Origin of the sequence: Mucilaginibacter straminoryzae, from assembly GCF_022953055.1 — a bacterium.
GTDB classification, from domain to species: domain Bacteria; phylum Bacteroidota; class Bacteroidia; order Sphingobacteriales; family Sphingobacteriaceae; genus Mucilaginibacter; species Mucilaginibacter straminoryzae.
This window is the reverse complement of record NZ_JALJEJ010000007.1, coordinates 132,175-150,185: the sequence shown is the minus strand read 5'-3', so window position 1 is coordinate 150,185 and position 18,011 is coordinate 132,175. Positions and strand designations below refer to the sequence as shown.

Below are 18,011 nucleotides of genomic sequence, written 5' to 3'. Positions count from 1 at the left end.
ACTAACATTAATCCCAAAAAAGAAACGCCTTCACGATAATAACGGAAGGCGTTTCTTTTATATCAGTTCGTTTTTTAAAGGGACATAAAGTGATCCGCGCGCCGGTAGTCTAATTGCTGGAACCAGTAGCTGATACCAATAGCAATGGTGGCTGCACCGGTATTGCGGTACTCGCCGCGCTTCTGAACATTAAATAATCCGTAATTACCCCCACCTTCTACAAAAAGAGATGTATTGGCAACAGTATACATCAACCCAACGTTGCCTTCGATACCGCCATTTACCCGGTGGAGGTCCGGGCGGATATCCGCAGCATAGGTTTGCGATTTGTAATAATTAACACCATCGTAATTAAAATATTGGGTGGCGGTATAATACTGTCGGGCAGAAGTTAGTAGACTTACGTACGGACCAACCGAAGTGTATATTCGGTATCGCGAGCGTGGGGTTAAATTCACACCAAACTTTGCCAGTACAGGCAACATCAGATAATTAAGCTCTGCACTTTTCCTGAAGTTGTAATAATTTGAAGGATAACCGGTAGAAAACACACCGCTTTTGGTTCCCTGAGATGACAATTCCAGCATAGGCTGCAAAGAAAACATCTTGCTATACTTAAACTCTAGAAATATAGCCCCGGTTGGTCCGGTATTCAAACGGGTATCACCCGCTAAAAATTTACTAATACCTTCACCGTTGGTAAAATTGCGACTATTAACACCCCCACGCACTCCCAGGGCGACATATTGCGCCTTACAAACCGGCACAGCAAAAACAATAAGTATTGCAAACAGCAAGTAGACTTTGAGCTTCATGACAGAAAATATTTTCGTTTTTCAGTGAGTTAGATAAAAAATTAACAGAAAGGCTATAGTTTTAACCTTTTATCAATTCGTAAAACGCGTTTTTATTCTGAGGGTTTTAAAAAATATTTTCTTTTATGTAAATATATTCTACATAAAATTAACTCACTGTATTTCAAAGGCTCCCATACTGCAAGCTTTACCATCGGGACGGGGCCTGCCATCAAAATCAACACCCGGATGCAGCACCGTATTCGCTTTGTGATTAGCGGGGCTGTTTGGTTTAAGATGAAAATCTGCTTTGAGGCTATTAGCAGGCATCACAAAATCGGGATCTGTACCGGCAATGCATGTTTTGCTGGTTACATTTACAACCTCTTTACCGGGTGTGCTTAAATTAAAGTGCAGGTTATTTTCGTAGGTGAAATTGGTGTTGTAATAATTAGAGTTGATAATGTTATCACCATCAGACACCAGGATGTTACCCACAATACGGTTGTCATTCCCCAGGCCGGAAAGGATCTGGCCGGCATTCAAATGTTTATCCTGCGAGTTACAGTAAGCCGTATTGTTAATAATGTCTACATGGTCGCTTTGGAATGTGTGTATACCCGTACCGCCATTGTACCAGCAGATGTTATTTTCAATCAGGGTACGGCCGCGATAGTTGCCCAGTTTCGAACCGTTCTGCCGGCTACGGAAATCATCCACAATGATACCGTTGCCATCCATAATTTCGCAGTTTTTAAACCATGGCACCAGTGACTTATTGTTGTAACATTTGTTCGCCCTAATAATGTTGTGATAACCCTTTCCGTTATCAGAATTATAGAACTGGTAAAAAGAAATACCGCTGTTGCCAAATACAGAATACCAGCTGGTATTATAGATCAGGTTACCTTCTACCGTCACATAATCGGCATGGGAAGCACCGATCCCTCCTCCCGGACAATCATGAACAGTGTTCTGGCTGATGATGATATGATGAGACATTTTCTTACCATTACCGTCTATCACAATTCCGTTTCCGTTGTATTTCGGGTCGGGGGTACCTTTTTTATTCTGGCAACTCATCGGCTGTTTTAATGCGGCTGATAGTGTCAGTTTCTGATTCCCTCCTATTACTTCAAACCCGCTTATTTGGACAAAGCTGGCGCCGTTGGTAATAAAAAACCCGGCCCAGCCGTCGAAGCTGATCACCGGGTGGTGCCCCTGCATAGCGGTATACACAATGTATTTGTTCTTTTTTCCGCTTCGGGTAATGTTTAACACATTACAAGCCGCGCAATCATTGGTATAAACACCATCCATCACAAATACGGTGTCACCGGGTTTCGTAAGCTCTTCTGCAGCCTGGATAGTCTTTTTCGGTTTCAAATAATGAGACCCATCAAAGATATCATTACCCTTTTTTGAACTTACATATATATTCTTCGCACTAACGGACGATACGTAAAGCAGCATTACAATAATCAAGAGCGGTGTATGCAAAGTGCTGTTCATTCTGGCATACATTTTAGCCTTCAGGAGATGGGACATATGGTTAAAAAGTGTATCGTTTAATTCACACGTATTTATTACGCTTTTAATTTTCAATTCGTTAGCACGAGGCTCAATATTTAATATAGCGATTTAAATTTTCCTTTGGCACACATATTGTCTACTGCTTGAAAATATTTATAACTATAGAATTATTTATTTAATCTATTATAAATATAAGATATAGGAGATCATCTATTTTTTTCAACAGCTACAACCTATGGAAACTCGCTATTTTTACGTTTTAAGATGCGCGCTGGTACTTACCGACCTCATTCTGGTTAACTTCTGCTTTTCGTTAGGCGCGCAGATTGCCAACAAATACGGTTTTCTTGCAGAGCAAAATTATTTACGATCAAACCTGCTCATCTGTAACCTCATCTGGTTATTATGTACGGCAATTTATCGCCTGTATAGCGATGCTACCGTTCACCGGGTTGAGGCCGTTTATAAAGCCACCGCCAGAAGTTATGTATTGCATATCTTCCTTTTTCTTGCGTTTCTGTTCATGAGCAAACAGAACGAGTTTTCGCGCAATTTCCTGGTATGCTTCTATACGGTTATGGCATTAGCATTTTTGTTAAGCCGTTTCTTAGGCACTTACGTTACTACCGTCATTACCAAAAATTACGACCTGCGAAAAGCTGTTGCTGTATTAGGAAAGAACGAAGGCGGCCAGAAATTGGCTTCTTACCTGCTAAAACAAAACAGTTTAAAGTTTGTTGGCTTCCTTGATCAGGATTATCCGATTATCAATAACGACGGGCTTTTAGAAGTCTCTTCGGCACGCGAGCAACTGCGCACGGCAGCCAATTACGGTGTAGAAGAAGTGTTCGTTTCGGTAAATGCGGATAAGATGAACGATTTAAACGACTTGATTGAAGAAGGCGAAAAGAATTGTATAAGATTGAAGTTCGTTCCGGATTTCTCTGCGCTTGAACACAATTTCAAGTTTGATAAGATGGACAACTTCACGGTGTTATGCGCCAGAAAAGAGCCACTTGAAAGCATCGAAAACCGTTTTAAGAAAAGGTTGTTTGACATAGTAGTTAGCCTGGGGGTAATTGTTTTCATCTTTAGTTGGTTATATCCCCTATTGGCAATACTGATAAAACTTCAAAGCAAAGGGCCGGTGCTGTTCGCACAGCTTAGAAGCGGAAGAAACAACAAACCGTTTTGGTGCTACAAGTTCCGTAGCATGGCGGTTAACAAAGATAGCGACCGGACACAGGCGACCAAAAATGATAGCCGCGTTACCCCGATCGGAAGGATTTTAAGAAAAACAAGCTTGGATGAATTTCCGCAGTTTTTCAATGTACTGTTGGGGTATATGAGCATAGTTGGCCCGCGGCCGCACATGATTGCCCATACAGATCAATATAGTAAGATAATAGACAAATATATGGTTCGCCAGTTCCTTAAACCGGGCATTACCGGCTGGGCGCAGATCAATGGCTACAGGGGGGAAACGAGGGAGAATTGGATGATGGAAAAGCGTGTTGAACACGACATATGGTATATGGAGCATTGGTCTTTGACGCTGGATCTGAAGATCGTATTTATGACTGTTATTAATATTATAAAAGGTGAAAAAAATGCTTATTAATATATTATATCTCGTTTAACATAACACTCTACTCTCTATGAAAACAACTGCTACCGCTCTCATGAAGTATGGCAAAATACTTCTGACCCTTCTTGTATTTAGTATTGTAATTTCTGGCTGTGCGTCTTACGACAAGATCCCCTATTTTCAGGATCTGAGCCGTGCGAACATCAGCTCTGAAGACATCAACAATTTTAGTCTCCACACCATCCAGCCTTTAGACCGTGTTGCCATCAGTGTAACCAGTTTGAACCAGGATGCCGCTAACGTTTTCAACAATAACGTTCCTAATGCGGGCACTACCTCAAGCGAACCTACTTACGGTTATACTGTAGATCAGAACGGCGAAGTGATGTTGCCGCTGGTTGGTAAAATCAAAGTATCAGGCCAAACTACAGAACAATTATCGGCACAATTGACCCAGCAATTGGCTACCTATTTAAGCAAACCAAACGTTTATGTGCGTATTGTTAACTTCCGTGTAGCGGTGTTGGGTGACGTAATGCGTCCTAACGTTTATACCAGCCCGAGCGAACGCTTAACTATTACCGAAGCGTTAAGCCTTGCAGGCGACTTAAACATCACTGCAAAACGTGATGATATCATCCTGGTACGCGAAATGGACGGCAAAAGAACTTACGTTCCAATCGATCTGACTTCAAAGAAACTGTTCCAGTCGCCATACTTCTACCTGAAAAGCAACGACCTGATTTTTGTACAGCCAAGCAAGCTGAAACTACAAAATAATGATACAGGATACCAAAAAGCCGCTTTGATTATCTCGGCATTGTCTTTGGTAGCCATCACCGTATCGCTCTTTGTATATAATCACTAATCATGAACGTCCGAGATTCTAAAGGCTCGAAAACAGACAAAAATCAGTTTACAGACCTGAAGACTGTTTTAGCCAAATACATTTATCACTGGCCCCTGTTTATACTGGGGCTGGTGCTTGCTGCTGTCGGGGCGTATGCCTATATGCACATTGTTAATCCAGAGTATGAGATTAGCGCCTCCATTCTAGTGAAGGATGAGAAGAAGGCACCGGAAGACAGGTCGCCTGTGCCGGAACTGGATATGAACACTTCTCCAAAAAATGCTGAAGCGGAAATTGAAATCCTGAGATCGAAAAAACTGGTTGGCCAGGTAGTGAACGACCTGCAACTGTGGGCGACTTATACCACCAGCAACGGCCTTAAAACTGTTGACCTTTACGAAACTGCACCATTCAAATTTGTACTCCTGACTAAAAGAGGTTCTTTGAACGGGCAGTCTTTTACCGTTCACATTAAAGATAAAAACTCGTTTGAGCTGTCTACCAAAAAAGGCGGTAAAGAAACATTAGCGTTTAACCAAACGTTGCGTAATTCTTTTGGCAGCTGGATGCTGCAGCCTACTGATAATCTGCAGGATTACATCGGTTCGGAAATTAAGGTAAAAGTGGATGATCCGGAAATGGTGACCAATAACTATCTTAAAATACTGGATACCCACCTGCTGGACAAGACCGCCCCTACTATCGGTATTTTTACAGCCGACGAAGTACCTCAGCGCGGTAAAGATTTTCTGAACAGCCTGATCAAAGCTTATAACGAAGCAGCCATTGCTGAAGAGAAACGCAAGACCAAAAGCACCATTGAATTTATCGATGCGCGTTTAGCTTCTTTAAGCGGCGAACTAAGCAGTTCGGAAAAGAAAGTACAGGGTTACCGCAGCAGCCAGGGTCTGGCGGATATTAGCTCGCAAACGAAATCTTACCTGGAAAATGCACAAACTAACGATCAAAAACTGAACGATGTTAACGTACAGCTGAATATCATTGACGGTATTGAAAGGTATGTGAACTCTAATAGCGGAGAAGCTGCCCCGGCAACAATCGGCATCAATGATCCGGCGCTGACCAGCCTTGTAGAACGTTTATCTCAGCTTCAACTGAAGAAAACTGCTTTATTGGCAACTACGCCTGAAGGCAACCCGCTTTTTGATCCTCTTAACAAACAGATTGCCGTTACCAAATCTTCGTTGAAGGAAACTATTGCTGGAATCAAGTCGTCCTTGTTAAACTCGAAAAGCCAATTACAAGCATTTAACAGGAAGGTACAATCATCTATTAACGACATTCCTGTACAGGAACGCCAGTTCGGCGATATGAAAAGACAGAGCTCTATCAAAGAGAACCTGTATGTATACTTACTGCAAAAACGGGAAGAGTTAGCATTAAGCTATGCATCAACTTCTCCGGATGCACGTATTGTAGACCAGGCTTCTGTCGGCGATATTAAATGGCCGCGCATACCGGTTGTGGCTGCTGTAGCGCTGTTAATGGGATTGGGCATTCCTTTCCTGATGCTTTATTTCAGGCATACCTTTAACAATGTGATCACCAGCCGCCGCGAGATAGACGCAATGAATATCCCGGTATTGGGTGAATTATCTTACGAAGAGACCGATAAAGACACTGTTATCGCTACCAATAAAAACAATTTATTGAGCGAGCAGATCAGGGCGATCAGAACCAGCCTGAACTTCCTGCATCAGAATAAAAAGATCAACCCCAAAGTGCAATTAGACCTTGAAAAAGGTATGCTGATGGGCGAAATGGAAGATCTGCATGCGGATGCAAAAGGCCGTGTAACGTTGTTTACCTCCAGTATTTCTAAGGAAGGCAAAAGCTTCGTAAGTTCCAACATGGCGGCTTCGCTGGCCTCTTCAAACAGAAGAACCGTATTGCTGGAAATGGACCTGCGCAGGCCAAAGGTTTCTAAAATGTTCGGTCTTTCGCTGGATCATCCGGGCATCACGGATTTCCTTTCCTACAATTTACCGGTAGAAAACATCATCCAGCATAGCGAAATACCAAACCTCGATATTATTGGCTGCGGGGCCCGCGCTTCTGATCCGGCTGAATTACTGGAGAAAGACAGGCTGGTAGAACTGATCAATGAATTGCGTTACCGCTATGATGACGTGGTCATAGACAGCCCGCCATTGCACCTGGTTACAGATGCAGCCATTATCGCGCGCACTGCAGATGTATCCGTATACATTATGCGCCAGGGTTATACCGGTAAAGAAGAGCTGGAATTTGCAGGCGAAACCTACGAAAGCGATCGACTGCCGAACATGACCGTGATATTCAACGGTATCAAACGCGAGAAATTCGGTTACGGCTATAATTACGATAGCAGCTACTATGTAGCAGAATCGCGGCCGGCATTCAAAACATCATTTAAACACTTTTTTAGCAGGTTTTAATTAACCTGCTAAATTTTACTTTGTCTGTAGAGCATTTCATTCATGTCGCACGCGTTGCAAGTTATACTTCCGGGTTTAACTGTTCTGCTGTTTATTCTCCATGTTTTTTACAAGGGAAATACGGTTGAATCCTGCCTGCTTTTTATCCTGGCTATGCTGCCGTTAATGGATCTGAAGATTACAATAGAAGCTTGGGGCGGTTTCAAAACTTTCGACTTCCTTTGTTTTTATTGTCTAATTTTTCTTCTTAAAGATTTTACCACTATCAACCTAAGGGTAAACCATAACTTTTATTTGTTCCTGTTTATCTTATTGTCCATCATCATTATTCTTGGTGGACTTACTTCCGAGTTTCCGGGCCATACTTACTTAAGTTTTTTAAAAACGCTTCCCATTTTCATATTCGGTCGCTTTTTAATGACCGAGTGCGCCAAAGATCCTTCTTTTTTATACCGGGCCATCCGGGCGCTGAAAGCGGGTTATGTAGCGGCGTTGATATTCCTGGCCCTGCAGGTGGCCATGGGTTTAAGTTTCACCTTCTACCCCGGTTTAAGCCCGAATACCATCGATCCGGTGTTCCACATCGTCCGCTGGCCGGGGGTATTTTATGACTCACAAGCGCACGGGCAATTCCTGGCTATGGGTAGCTTCCTTTTCCTTTTTGTAGAAGAAGGCTCGCCAAGAAAAACTTACATCCTAAACTACCTGGCTTTTGCGCTGGCTATCGTAGGCATCAACCTCGCAGGTAGCCGGGCGGCATTTGGCGGGTTCTTAGTCGGGCTGGTGATCGTATTCCTCATGACGGCACGGCAATACCGGATATATGGCATCATCGCTGTGGTGATCGCTTACCTAGTAGTCACCTTTGTTAATTTCCACTCCGGCGTTTTCGACAGGGCAAAAAACTTTAGCCAGGACCTTTCCTTCCGCCAAAGCATCTGGAAAGAAGCTTACGATATTTCTAAAAAGCACCCTTACCTGGGCATCGGATCTGGTAATTATCAGAATTACGTGATGCGCCACTCGCAGGATCAATACCTGGAGGTGGAAGACGGGCAACTGGTGTTCTTTGACCAGCCGGAGAATGGTTACCTGAAAATCATGGTCGAGCTGGGCTTTATAGGCTTCGCCATATTCGCCTTATACATTATTGTGCCCCTTGTTAAAGGGTTTATCAATTACCTGAAGGGTAATGTAGATAACAGGGTGGCCTTCCTGATGGCATCACTCGTGAGCTGGCTGGTTGCTTTTAACACCGTTTACTCGATCTATGATTACCGGCTGCTGATTATGGTGGCCTGTATGGTTGTTTTGATTGTTACTTATCCTGCAAAGGAATATTATAGCTACCGTATTGCGCATGAGCAAGAAGTTTAAATACCTGCAATCTACTTTTATAAAGAACAGTCTATGGGGTGTGCTTTCAAACATATTCCAGATTTTGTTCGTCAGTTTGTTTTTTGCAATCCTTGCGCGCAAGTACCAACCAGATGAGTTTGCTAAGTTTTTGATCTCCAACACGGTTTATCAGATCCTGGCGGCGTTTTCGTCTATGGGTTTGGGGCAATGGTTCATTCGCGAGCACGTAAAAAATATGTATGAAGATGAACTTACTAACAAGTTCATGAAGATGCAGCTGGGACTGGGCGGGCTGTTTTATGGCGTCAATATTGTAATTGCGCTACTACTCTACCGCGATGCCCAGATCCAGATCCTCTGCGTGCTGCTGGGAACGAACATTATTTTCGATAACCTGATCAACGCTATTAAAACCTTAAACATAGCAGAGAACCGCCAGCAAAAAACAGCCACCGTATTGGCTATCGACGGTTTGTTAAAAGTGATTGTTGCCGGGATGCTGTTTATCTATCCGTTTTCTACAGCCGTGTTATCTGTATTGGTGGTTGCTGTAAGGTTAGTAACGCTGAGTCTTTTTATCCAGATGGGGTCTGCCAATACATTATCTGTAAAATCGCTTTGGAAAGCAAAGGTATCTTATGCGGATCTGAAAAACCTGGTGATCAGCAATTGGCGGTTCATTGTTATCAGCAGTATTTCCATTATTTACTGGAAACTGGGGAATGTGATCATTTCTAAATCGATGCCCTTACAGAACGTGGCAGATTATGAAATTGCGTTCCGCATATTTTCGGTGTTGCAGATCATCCCGGTGGTGGCTTCGGGTACCATCTACCCGCAGTTCATTAAATACTACAACGAACGCAATTTTAATAACCTGCGGTTTATTTATACCAATATATTTAACGTATACACCCTGTTCGCTATTATTTCTTACGCTTTTATTTACGCCTTTGCACCGATTATCATACCGCTGGTATTCGGCAACGGGTATCCGGGTGCGGTCGCTTGTCTGCAGCAAATGTTCCTGACTTTTCTGCTGATGCCTACCGTATTATTGCAGGCTAACCTGTTGGTTGCTATGCGACTGGAACGATTGGATATGCGCTTTAATATCATCAGCCTTTTAATTAATATTTGCGGTTGTGTTGCCGGGTTGTTATTTGTAAGAAAACTGGCTGTAATCAATTATGCCGTACTGGGCTCGTTCGTTGTATTCCATATCTTGCAAGATGTGGTATTGGTACGCCGTAAACTGATCACCATCGCTCATTGCCTTAGTTTTTACGGGGCGATACTTGCTGCACCGTTGATTTGCATCTATGGTAACCAGCACTTAAACCCGTATTTGTTTTTCGGATGTGCTTTAGCCGTTGTGGGATTGATTGCGCTTTATCTATTCGGCATTTTTAAAAAAAAGGCCAATCTGAACTTTCCAGACGTTCATCTTAATAAAAGCATTGCACTTTCTGAACATAACGCTGCTTAACTATGCCCAAGCTATCTGTCATAGTGCCCGTATATAACAAAGAGTGTTACATAGATGAGTGTATCAATTCCATTCTGAACCAAAGTTTTACAGATTTCGAATTGATATTAGTGAACGATGGCAGCACCGACAATAGCGGGCAAAAATGCCACGACTATGCCACAAAAGACAGCCGCGTCATCGTTATTGATCAGCAAAATGGCGGCCCGTCCGCAGCAAGAAATACCGGCATCAAAAAAGCAAGTGGTACATACATCGGTTTCATCGATAGCGATGATACCATCAGCGCAGATATGTACGAACTGCTTTACCAAAACGCTTTGAAGTTCGATGCCGATATTTCGGTGTGCCGCTTACAAACCGTCTTTCCAAATAAAGTACTTAAACCGGCAGAAAAGCACGGGGCTGTTATACTCGATCATGCGGAGGCTTTAAAGGCTTGCCTTTCCGGCGAGCTTGACCGCAGCGCGAACAATAAAATTTACAGATTTGAACTGATAAAACCTATCGGGTTTGAAGGCCATATTTACGAGGACATCCTGTTCACCGCAAAAGCATTTTTAGGTGCAAAAAGAACGGCTTTTGAAAATGTGGTTTGCTATAACTACCTGGTGAGGGATAACTCTGCAAGTATGAGTGCCTTCAACCCAAAGTACCTGGAAACGATCAGTGTCTCGGCAAAAATTGTCGGCTTGGTAAAATCGGAAGATAAAGCCGTTATTATCGAGGCGCAGAAGTTTGATATCGTCGCGAATATTTCTTTGCTAAATCTGCTGCTACTGGTAGGCACAGAAAAATACCCTGATGCTTATGAGCGGGTAATCCGGACGCTTCGAAGTTATCAAAAACAGCTGGTTGCCACTGCCTCGCTTGCAGCCAAACATAAATACGCATTAAAGCTGTTCTGGCTTTCGCCGAAACTGTACACCACGCTCATGTATTGGTATTGCCGCTTTACCAATGCAGAAGCAGTTAAACGGACACAAAATAACGTAGCCGTAGCATCATGAGTACAATTGTTACCAATCGGGCCGCTAAACAACTGGAATGGATAGACAATATCAAAATATTTGCTGTCCTGGCGGTGATTGGTATCCATGTGGCAGCATACGGGGTAGCACTTGAATTTGGCGACGGCACCCACCCTACCACAGCCTGGTGGGTATCCAACTTTTACGAATCTTTGTTCCGGAGCAGCGTGCCGCTGTTTGTAATGATTACAGGAGCTTTGGTGCTACCAAAAGAGTTGCCACTGAACATTTTTCTAAAAAAAAGATTGGGAAGAATCCTGCTCCCATTTTTATTCTGGAGCCTGATCTATCTTGTCTTCAATTATTTAATACAGGTAAGGAAGGCTGGTTTCACCACCCATCAGCTACTGGAATGGCTTAAAATAAAATTACTCCAGGGTACCGAATTCCATTTGTGGTATGTGTACATGATCATCGGTTTATACATGGTAATTCCTGTTATTCAACCATGGATCAATTCGGCTTCGAACAAAAAAACCCTATACTTTTTGGGCATCTGGATTATCGCATTAGCGCTGAAACAATTCGGCATTTCGGACCATACGGCATTAGATATCCGCTACTTCAGCGGTTACCTGGGTTACCTTGTGTTGGGTTACTACCTTGCGCACAGGGTAAATATTATTACAAAACATATCACGCCGGCCGCTTTGCTTTTACTGACTGGCTTTATCATCACCTTTCAGGGCACTTACCTTGTTTCTGCTGCTGCCCGCCGCTTTAGTGATTCGCTTTATGACTTTCTAAGTTTGAATGTACTGCTGATGGCCGTCGGTATTTTCACTATTATTAAAGGTATCTCCACAATTGGCAACAGTAAAATAATGAGTGGATTCAGAAACATCGCAGGGCGTTATGGGTTTAGTATCTACCTGAGCCACCCGCTCTTTCTGAACATCATGAATCATTTTAACCTGAATTATAAATTCATTTATCCTGCTATAGCCATACCTGCCGTAATGCTGATCTGCCTGCTTCTTAGTATTACACTGGGATGGGTTTTCAATAAAATTCCGTTTGGGAAATATGTATCAGGGTAAGCGAATGGGCTTTTTCAGGTTTATATTTCAGGACTGGCAGGCAAATAAAGGTAATGCAAAGGGCAGGATAATCCTGTTACTCTTCAGAATAGCTAATTTCTGCGCTACGCGCCGCATCTACTATTACATCGGCTTTCTATACCTGATGTTCTACCGCATTATGGTAGAGTGGTTCTTCAGCATTGAAATTCCATGGAATGTACAGATCGGCCCGAACTTCCGCCTCTACCATGGGCAGGCCCTGGTAATGACAAACCAAGTAGTTATCGGCGAGGGATGTACACTCAGGCAAAGCACCACCATCGGCAATAAACAACTTCCGGGTGGTGGCTTTACCCCTTCGCCCATCATTGGCAATTATGTGGATGTCGGCAGTAACGTGTGTATCATCGGTAATATCACCATCGGCGACCATGCCAAAATCGGCGCAGGTGCGGTGGTAGTTAAAGATGTACCCGCTTACCATACCGCCGTGGGTAACCCTGCGGTAAACCGGCTTCCCAAATCAACCATAACCAACACTTTCACTAATGAAGAAACCACGCATATTATTTAGCATGCCTACCAGGCATCACGTGGAGATTGCACTTGATGAAATGGTTGGCATGCAGGAACAAGGTTACGCCTGCGATTACTTCCATTACGCAGCTAAAGATGGCGTTACCAGCAAGACAGGCAGGGCAAGCGTATTGATACAGAACGCTTTAAAACTGGTGGTAAAGTGCTATCGTTTTAAACCGGACGTGATCTACCTGAATTCGCGCGTAGAGCGACTAGCCGGGATGCGCGACTGGCTTACCATCAGAATAGTGCGATCATTATACCCATTCAAAACACGGTTTGTAATTAAATCGCACGGCTCTGATCTGGACGTACTTCGCGACCAGACTTCGCGGTTTGGAAAGTGCATATTGCCTTACCTTAAAAGAAAGGTATCGGGCTGGTTATTTTTATCCTCAGAAGAAAAGCAGCTTGTGGTTAATGAAGGGCTGCTGCCCGCTGCTAAAGTTTTCGTGACGAAGAATATTGTCCGGCCTGAGCAGTTTGTAAAAGACGCTGATTTTAAAAAGAATAATAGCATTCCAGATGATCACCAGGTACTGCTGTTTGCCGGTAGGTTGATTGCCGAAAAGGGTGTGTTTGAAGTTGTAAATGCCTTTTCCAAAATAAAAGATTCTGTTAATGCAGTACTAATGATTGTCGGTTGGGGCCCCGAAGAAGATGCGCTGAAACAATTAGTCGCATCTGAACATTTGGAAGACCGCATAAAGTTTACCGGCTTCATCCAGGAGCAGGAAATGAATAGTTACTACGCAAACTGCGACGTACTGGTCTTCCCTACTTACTTCCCCGAAGGTTTCCCGATGGTACTGTTTAATGCCATCGCCTCAGGAATGCCCGTCATCACCACCCGTCAAAGAGCCTCGGCAGATTACCTCACCCAACCCGAAAACTGCCTTTGGGTAGAACCTAAAGACGTGGATGGTGTTAGTAAGGCGATCAGGATGCTTTTATCGTCAGAACAGTTGCAGGCCGGGATGAAAAAAAACAATCAGGAAAAAGGAAAATTATTTACAAAAAAGGAAGTTTGTGCAGAACTTGCCTTAATTTTAAGCACCATAGCGCTTTCGTAAATGTTTAATTTCAGGTTCATTAAGAAACTTAGGGACGAATTCTACCGCACTGTTGTTTTCAGGCGGTACCAGATCGGTCATGGTTTTCATATGGGTCTGCGTGTGCGCATCTGGGCGAAGAATACGGTAATCATCGGCGAAAATTTCTACATCGGCCGCGATTCTTTTATTGAATCTGATGCCATTATCGGCAATAACGTAATGTTTGGTAACCGGGTAGCCCTGGTTGGCCGTTACGATCATAATTTCCAGCAGGTAGGCGTCCCCGTCAGGCTGGCTTCACAAATACGCGACAAAGATTACGACTGGTTAGGGTTAAATACCGTAACCGTTATTGAGGACGATGTGTGGGTTGGTTATGGCTCCATCATCATGAGCGGCGTACGTATTCAACGCGGTAGCATTATCGCGGCTGGCTCAGTCGTCACTAAAGACGTCGAGCCCTATTCTATTTATGCAGGGGTTCCGGCGAAAAAAATTAAAGACCGCTTCGCTACTAAAGAAGATCTGGAAAATCATATTAAGTTATGTGGCCCTGCTTCTGAAATAACCTCCAATACTCCATTATAAGTCTTATTTAATACTATTAAGTAAGGATTTCTCCTGCGATTGCCTTCCTATTTTGCAGAAAGTCTGCAAAACTGTTCACTTTTTTAAACACCCTTAAAAATCGCTTTAGGTACGCCCTTGTATAAATTCCGGTACAAGTGTCTGTATCTGTCTACCGTTTTTACACCCATAGGTTTTATTAACGCCAACTTCTAAGCCATCAAAAAAGATTTTAAACAAATTTTAATTATTGATTAAATAATGGCATAGATGGCATAGTTACTGCTATTATAGTGATGTAAATATGGTATAACTTCAATCATTTTTACCAATAAGTTTAAAAATAATAACTAATAAATAATTTTCTATACTATATATAAAACATGAGACCGAACCAACAACCATATAGCTTTAGTGATTATCCACTGTTTACCAAAACGCTTAATGAATTGCCAGATCAGTCTAACTTGTTGGTAAACACCATCAATCAATATTCTTACTGTATGGCTAACATCGACGCCGGGTTTAAGGAATCACTCCAAAAGTCGGACGTATTACTACCGGATGGTGTAGGTGTTGTTGTAGCAGCACGCTTACTGTCTGGTAAGAAAATAAAAAAAATCGCAGGTGCTGATGTTCATGAGCATTTATTAAAAGATCTGGATAAAAAAGCCGGCAAATGTTTTTACCTGGGTGCCTCAGACGAAACCTTGAAAAAAATCACAGACAAGATATCTCAACAATATCCTAACATCAAAATAGGCAGCTATTCTCCTCCTTACAAGAAAGAATTTACTGACGAGGATAACCAAAAGATGATCGCTGCAGTTAATGAATTTCAACCTGACGTGCTTTTTGTAGGCATGACAGCCCCCAAACAAGAGAAATGGGCTTATCAACACAAAGAGCTGGTTAATGCAAAAATTATCTGCACTATCGGTGCCGTGTTCGATTTCTATGCCGGAACCGTGCAACGCCCCAGCCAGGTATGGATCAACCTGGGTTTAGAGTGGCTTGGCCGCCTGGTGAAAGAACCAAAACGCTTGTGGCGCCGTTACTTATACTATGGGCCGGTGTTCCTGAAATTAATTGCCCAGGAGAAGCTTAAACAAGCTGCTAAAGGCCATAGCGATTACGAAAAAATGCTATTGAACTAAATTAACGGCTGGCTAAAACTTGTTCTCTTTCCAAATTTTTAACAGGTTTAACGGAAGCCAAAAGCAGTACAGAAGAATAAGGTTGAATAGTTACCTTATCTGTATAAACCCGGTTATGAACATCCACATAGGGCTGCTTTAAAGATACTGTACGGGCACTGCCACTGTCGTTATATTCAAACAAGACAGCTTCGGTAGTGCTCGTTTCTTTTGAATACTGATCTTTCCCATAAGCCGTTTTCCATTTAACCAGGTTATAACGCTGGTTCACCCCTTTTCCATTCTTTACACTGGCGGTAACAATGCCAGCCTCATTTTTTCGGCAGTAGAAGTTACTATCCAGTTGTCCGAAAGAAGCAATATCGTCCTGGTGTGTTGAGAACTTCGCCGCAGATTGTACCGGATTTTTAGAATAAAAGGTATTGTTGCGAATGGTATTATTGCGAATGTAGCTGCTTGTCGCCAGGTAGTGATCCTGCTCTAACCGTAACTGTACGCCATTATTATAAACCGTATTGCTTAAAATGCTAATGTCTTTCGCGTTATGTATCTTGATACCGTTGTTAGCGCAAAGACTTACCGTGTTGTTAACAATGGTTACGCTTTCAGAATTATCATCAATGTAAATCCCTTCGGCTGCCATCAGTGATGAATTGGTACCTGCAGTATTGCCTACCCCGTTAACAATGATATTGTTGATGATCTTTTTATTAACCGTTTTAGACCAGTCGCCCACATAAATGCCACCACCGTCATCTTTAGTCAGGCAGAAATAGCTGATGACGTTATTCTTAGCTGTAGCGTGGTTGCCGCCCAGATAAATACCATTATAACCCGTGCTGTCAATACGGTTTCTTTCTATGCGGGTATTATCGCCAAAAGAAGTGATGGCTTCGTAAGTACCTGTACCGCTTTTTCCCATACCCGCCATTAACCCGGTATTCCTGATCTGGTTGTTCAGTACAACGGAATTGGCACATCCTGCATCTAAATCAATTGCACCGCTAAGGGCATGATTGATAGTGCAGTTGATTACCGTAACAAAAGGCGTATAGTTAGCAAACACAGCGTCTGCGCCTGCATAATTGATATCGCAATCGCGAAGGGTAATATTTTTGGCCTGGATGATATGAATGGCATTTTCTGCAGACCCGGTAAAAGCGATATTTTCAAAAGAGAGATAGTTAAACCGTTTGATATCCACCAGGTGATTCACACCGTCGGCCTTAACAGTAAATGAACCGGGGTTGCGGCTGCCGAAATAAACCATCATCATTTTGCGGCTGGCATCGTAATACCATTCGCCAAACTGGTCAAGGGTTCTTACATCTTTCTGGATAAAGTAGCCATAGCCGTTTGTAGGCGTAGCGTTGCTGGTACCGTCAAAGTTGATCGTGCCATTTGATTGCGAAGTAATTGTACTTCTATCGATAATCCAACGGTTTTTGCGAATTACCACTTCGGCCCCTTCCCAGTTTGTCGCATTAGTTAGCTGGTTATCTGTAATGTTGTTATTACCGTTGTGGGCTTCGTAGCTTAAATAACCTTTGTTAGGATAACGGCCCATGGCTTGTTGAACGCCGTTAATGATCAGGTTAGCAGGAGCAAAATCGCAGGGGGTTTCATAAATACCATTTTTTAACTGCTTCCAGTTGGTAAGGTTATCTAAACCCGAAACAACCGGTTTTGCGCCGCGGCCATAAGAACCAAAATAGATGGGTGCGAAAACCGACCCGGAGCGTGAAGCTAAGATCTGTCCGTTAAAGGTATCCCCGCTTTTAAAAAGAACAGAATCGCCGGGATTAAGTGATTTGAAGAAAGCGTTTACTTTATCCAGCGTTTTCCATGGCGTTGATGGATTACGCGCCTCCAAGCTATTGTAATTATCATTACCCGTTTCAGAAACATAATAGGTTGACGCACGGGCAGTGCCGACAGCTACTAAGGTAACACAAAAGTAAAGGGTGAGCTTTAATACCGTCAGCTTTTTCATGGCCTTATTGTTTTCTATTTAGTAAGCTGTAAGGCCAGATATAACAACATAATAACCGAGATATTTCCTAATACTAATCCAGATAATACCAGGGCTGGTGATTTTTTTACGGCTAACACTACTGCTTTCATCGCTATTAATTTGTTTTAGTTGTACGATAAATTTAAGCGCAATGTTTCGCAAAACAAAAATTTTTGTCCTCTATAAAAAACAAATCTGTATTTAAAATGATACAAAATCTCGAAAATGCTACAAAAAAACGTTGTTTCTGTTAAAATTTGAGGGTTATAAATTTTAAAAAAATCTTAGAACTTTTAAGAATACAAAGCAGTACTATAGTTTATTAATTACAAAAAGCACTGTTTTACAGGCATTTATTAAGAGTTTTATTATCTGGGAAGACGGTAAGATAACTATCAAGTGAAAACCAATTCAGTTAAAACTTAAATGAATAAACTTTTATCTTTAGGTTAAGTTTTTGGCACGGCCCTTTACGACAATTGCATTTTATTGCAAAAAACCTAACGATCCGCTCGGAAAATTATAACGGGAAACC

The 18,011-nt window shown here is 42.6% G+C and carries 14 protein-coding genes; 11 read left to right on the top strand and 3 right to left on the bottom strand.

Annotation, left to right across the window (positions count from 1 at the left end):
- Positions 1 to 74 precede the first annotated feature (74 nt).
- Positions 75 to 815, bottom strand: a complete 741-nt coding sequence (locus tag MUY27_RS14990) for a PorT family protein (RefSeq protein ID WP_245131205.1) — start codon at positions 813 to 815, stop codon at positions 75 to 77.
- A 153-nt stretch (positions 816 to 968) separates the two neighbouring features.
- Positions 969 to 2,306 carry a right-handed parallel beta-helix repeat-containing protein gene (locus MUY27_RS14985; protein WP_245131203.1) on the bottom strand — a complete coding sequence of 446 codons (1,338 nt, stop codon included), beginning with the start codon at positions 2,304 to 2,306 and terminating at the stop codon, positions 969 to 971.
- Positions 2,307 to 2,562: 256 nt separating this feature from the next.
- Between MUY27_RS14985 and MUY27_RS14980 the strand changes: the two genes are divergently transcribed.
- The 11 genes from MUY27_RS14980 (at position 2,563) to MUY27_RS14930 (ending at position 15,462) form a co-directional block, all read left to right on the top strand.
- Positions 2,563 to 3,948 (top strand): undecaprenyl-phosphate glucose phosphotransferase, encoded by a 1,386-nt coding sequence (locus tag MUY27_RS14980; protein WP_245131200.1) that lies wholly within the window; start codon positions 2,563 to 2,565, stop codon positions 3,946 to 3,948.
- Positions 3,949 to 3,985: 37 nt separating this feature from the next.
- A complete protein-coding gene (locus tag MUY27_RS14975; RefSeq protein ID WP_245131199.1) occupies positions 3,986 to 4,783 on the top strand; it encodes a polysaccharide biosynthesis/export family protein in 798 nt (265 codons plus the stop codon).
- Positions 4,784 to 4,785: 2 nt separating this feature from the next.
- Positions 4,786 to 7,203, top strand: a complete 2,418-nt coding sequence (locus MUY27_RS14970) for a GumC family protein (RefSeq protein WP_245131197.1) — start codon at positions 4,786 to 4,788, stop codon at positions 7,201 to 7,203.
- A 42-nt stretch (positions 7,204 to 7,245) separates the two neighbouring features.
- Entirely contained in the window at positions 7,246 to 8,580 is a 1,335-nt protein-coding gene (locus MUY27_RS14965; protein WP_245131194.1) for an O-antigen ligase family protein, read from the top strand.
- Positions 8,564 to 10,051, top strand: a complete 1,488-nt coding sequence (locus MUY27_RS14960) for an oligosaccharide flippase family protein (RefSeq protein ID WP_245131192.1) — start codon at positions 8,564 to 8,566, stop codon at positions 10,049 to 10,051. The genes MUY27_RS14965 and MUY27_RS14960 overlap by 17 nt, the downstream gene beginning before the upstream one ends.
- Before the next feature lie 2 nt (positions 10,052 to 10,053).
- Positions 10,054 to 11,061 carry a glycosyltransferase gene (locus MUY27_RS14955; protein ID WP_245131189.1) on the top strand — a complete coding sequence of 336 codons (1,008 nt, stop codon included), beginning with the start codon at positions 10,054 to 10,056 and terminating at the stop codon, positions 11,059 to 11,061.
- Positions 11,058 to 12,122: an acyltransferase gene (locus MUY27_RS14950; protein WP_245131186.1), complete on the top strand. Its 1,065-nt coding sequence runs from the start codon at positions 11,058 to 11,060 to the stop codon at positions 12,120 to 12,122. Before MUY27_RS14955 ends, MUY27_RS14950 begins: the two co-directional genes overlap by 4 nt.
- Positions 12,109 to 12,678, top strand: coding sequence for a serine acetyltransferase (locus MUY27_RS14945; RefSeq protein ID WP_245131183.1), 570 nt, complete (start codon positions 12,109 to 12,111; stop codon positions 12,676 to 12,678). The genes MUY27_RS14950 and MUY27_RS14945 overlap by 14 nt, the downstream gene beginning before the upstream one ends.
- The gene (locus tag MUY27_RS14940; protein WP_245131180.1) at positions 12,653 to 13,756 is read left to right on the top strand and encodes a glycosyltransferase family 4 protein; all 1,104 of its coding nucleotides are present in this window, start codon (positions 12,653 to 12,655) and stop codon (positions 13,754 to 13,756) included. The genes MUY27_RS14945 and MUY27_RS14940 overlap by 26 nt, the downstream gene beginning before the upstream one ends.
- A complete protein-coding gene (locus tag MUY27_RS14935) occupies positions 13,757 to 14,326 on the top strand; it encodes an acyltransferase (RefSeq protein ID WP_245131177.1) in 570 nt (189 codons plus the stop codon).
- 362 nt (positions 14,327 to 14,688) lie between these two features.
- Complete coding sequence (locus MUY27_RS14930; RefSeq protein ID WP_245131176.1) at positions 14,689 to 15,462, top strand: WecB/TagA/CpsF family glycosyltransferase; 774 nt, start codon at positions 14,689 to 14,691, stop codon at positions 15,460 to 15,462.
- A gap of 1 nt (position 15,463) precedes the next feature.
- On the opposite strand, the gene MUY27_RS14925 is transcribed toward MUY27_RS14930, so the two are convergent.
- Positions 15,464 to 17,455 (bottom strand): right-handed parallel beta-helix repeat-containing protein, encoded by a 1,992-nt coding sequence (locus tag MUY27_RS14925; protein ID WP_245131175.1) that lies wholly within the window; start codon positions 17,453 to 17,455, stop codon positions 15,464 to 15,466.
- Positions 17,456 to 18,011 lie beyond the last annotated feature (556 nt).

Bases quoted from the DNA above. Each gene is read 5' to 3' on its own strand.
- MUY27_RS14950 (WP_245131186.1), top strand. From the start codon at position 11,058: ATGAGTACAATTGTTACCAATCGGGCCGCTAAACAACTGGAATGGATA.
- MUY27_RS14990 (WP_245131205.1), bottom strand. From the start codon at position 815: ATGAAGCTCAAAGTCTACTTGCTGTTTGCAATACTTATTGTTTTTGCT.
- MUY27_RS14975 (WP_245131199.1), top strand. From the start codon at position 3,986: ATGAAAACAACTGCTACCGCTCTCATGAAGTATGGCAAAATACTTCTG.
- MUY27_RS14945 (WP_245131183.1), top strand. From the start codon at position 12,109: ATGTATCAGGGTAAGCGAATGGGCTTTTTCAGGTTTATATTTCAGGAC.
- MUY27_RS14970 (WP_245131197.1), top strand. From the start codon at position 4,786: ATGAACGTCCGAGATTCTAAAGGCTCGAAAACAGACAAAAATCAGTTT.
- MUY27_RS14985 (WP_245131203.1), bottom strand. From the start codon at position 2,306: ATGAACAGCACTTTGCATACACCGCTCTTGATTATTGTAATGCTGCTT.
- MUY27_RS14980 (WP_245131200.1), top strand. From the start codon at position 2,563: ATGGAAACTCGCTATTTTTACGTTTTAAGATGCGCGCTGGTACTTACC.
- MUY27_RS14960 (WP_245131192.1), top strand. From the start codon at position 8,564: ATGAGCAAGAAGTTTAAATACCTGCAATCTACTTTTATAAAGAACAGT.
- MUY27_RS14955 (WP_245131189.1), top strand. From the start codon at position 10,054: ATGCCCAAGCTATCTGTCATAGTGCCCGTATATAACAAAGAGTGTTAC.
- MUY27_RS14935 (WP_245131177.1), top strand. From the start codon at position 13,757: ATGTTTAATTTCAGGTTCATTAAGAAACTTAGGGACGAATTCTACCGC.
- MUY27_RS14930 (WP_245131176.1), top strand. From the start codon at position 14,689: ATGAGACCGAACCAACAACCATATAGCTTTAGTGATTATCCACTGTTT.
- MUY27_RS14940 (WP_245131180.1), top strand. From the start codon at position 12,653: ATGAAGAAACCACGCATATTATTTAGCATGCCTACCAGGCATCACGTG.
- MUY27_RS14965 (WP_245131194.1), top strand. From the start codon at position 7,246: ATGTCGCACGCGTTGCAAGTTATACTTCCGGGTTTAACTGTTCTGCTG.
- MUY27_RS14925 (WP_245131175.1), bottom strand. From the start codon at position 17,455: ATGAAAAAGCTGACGGTATTAAAGCTCACCCTTTACTTTTGTGTTACC.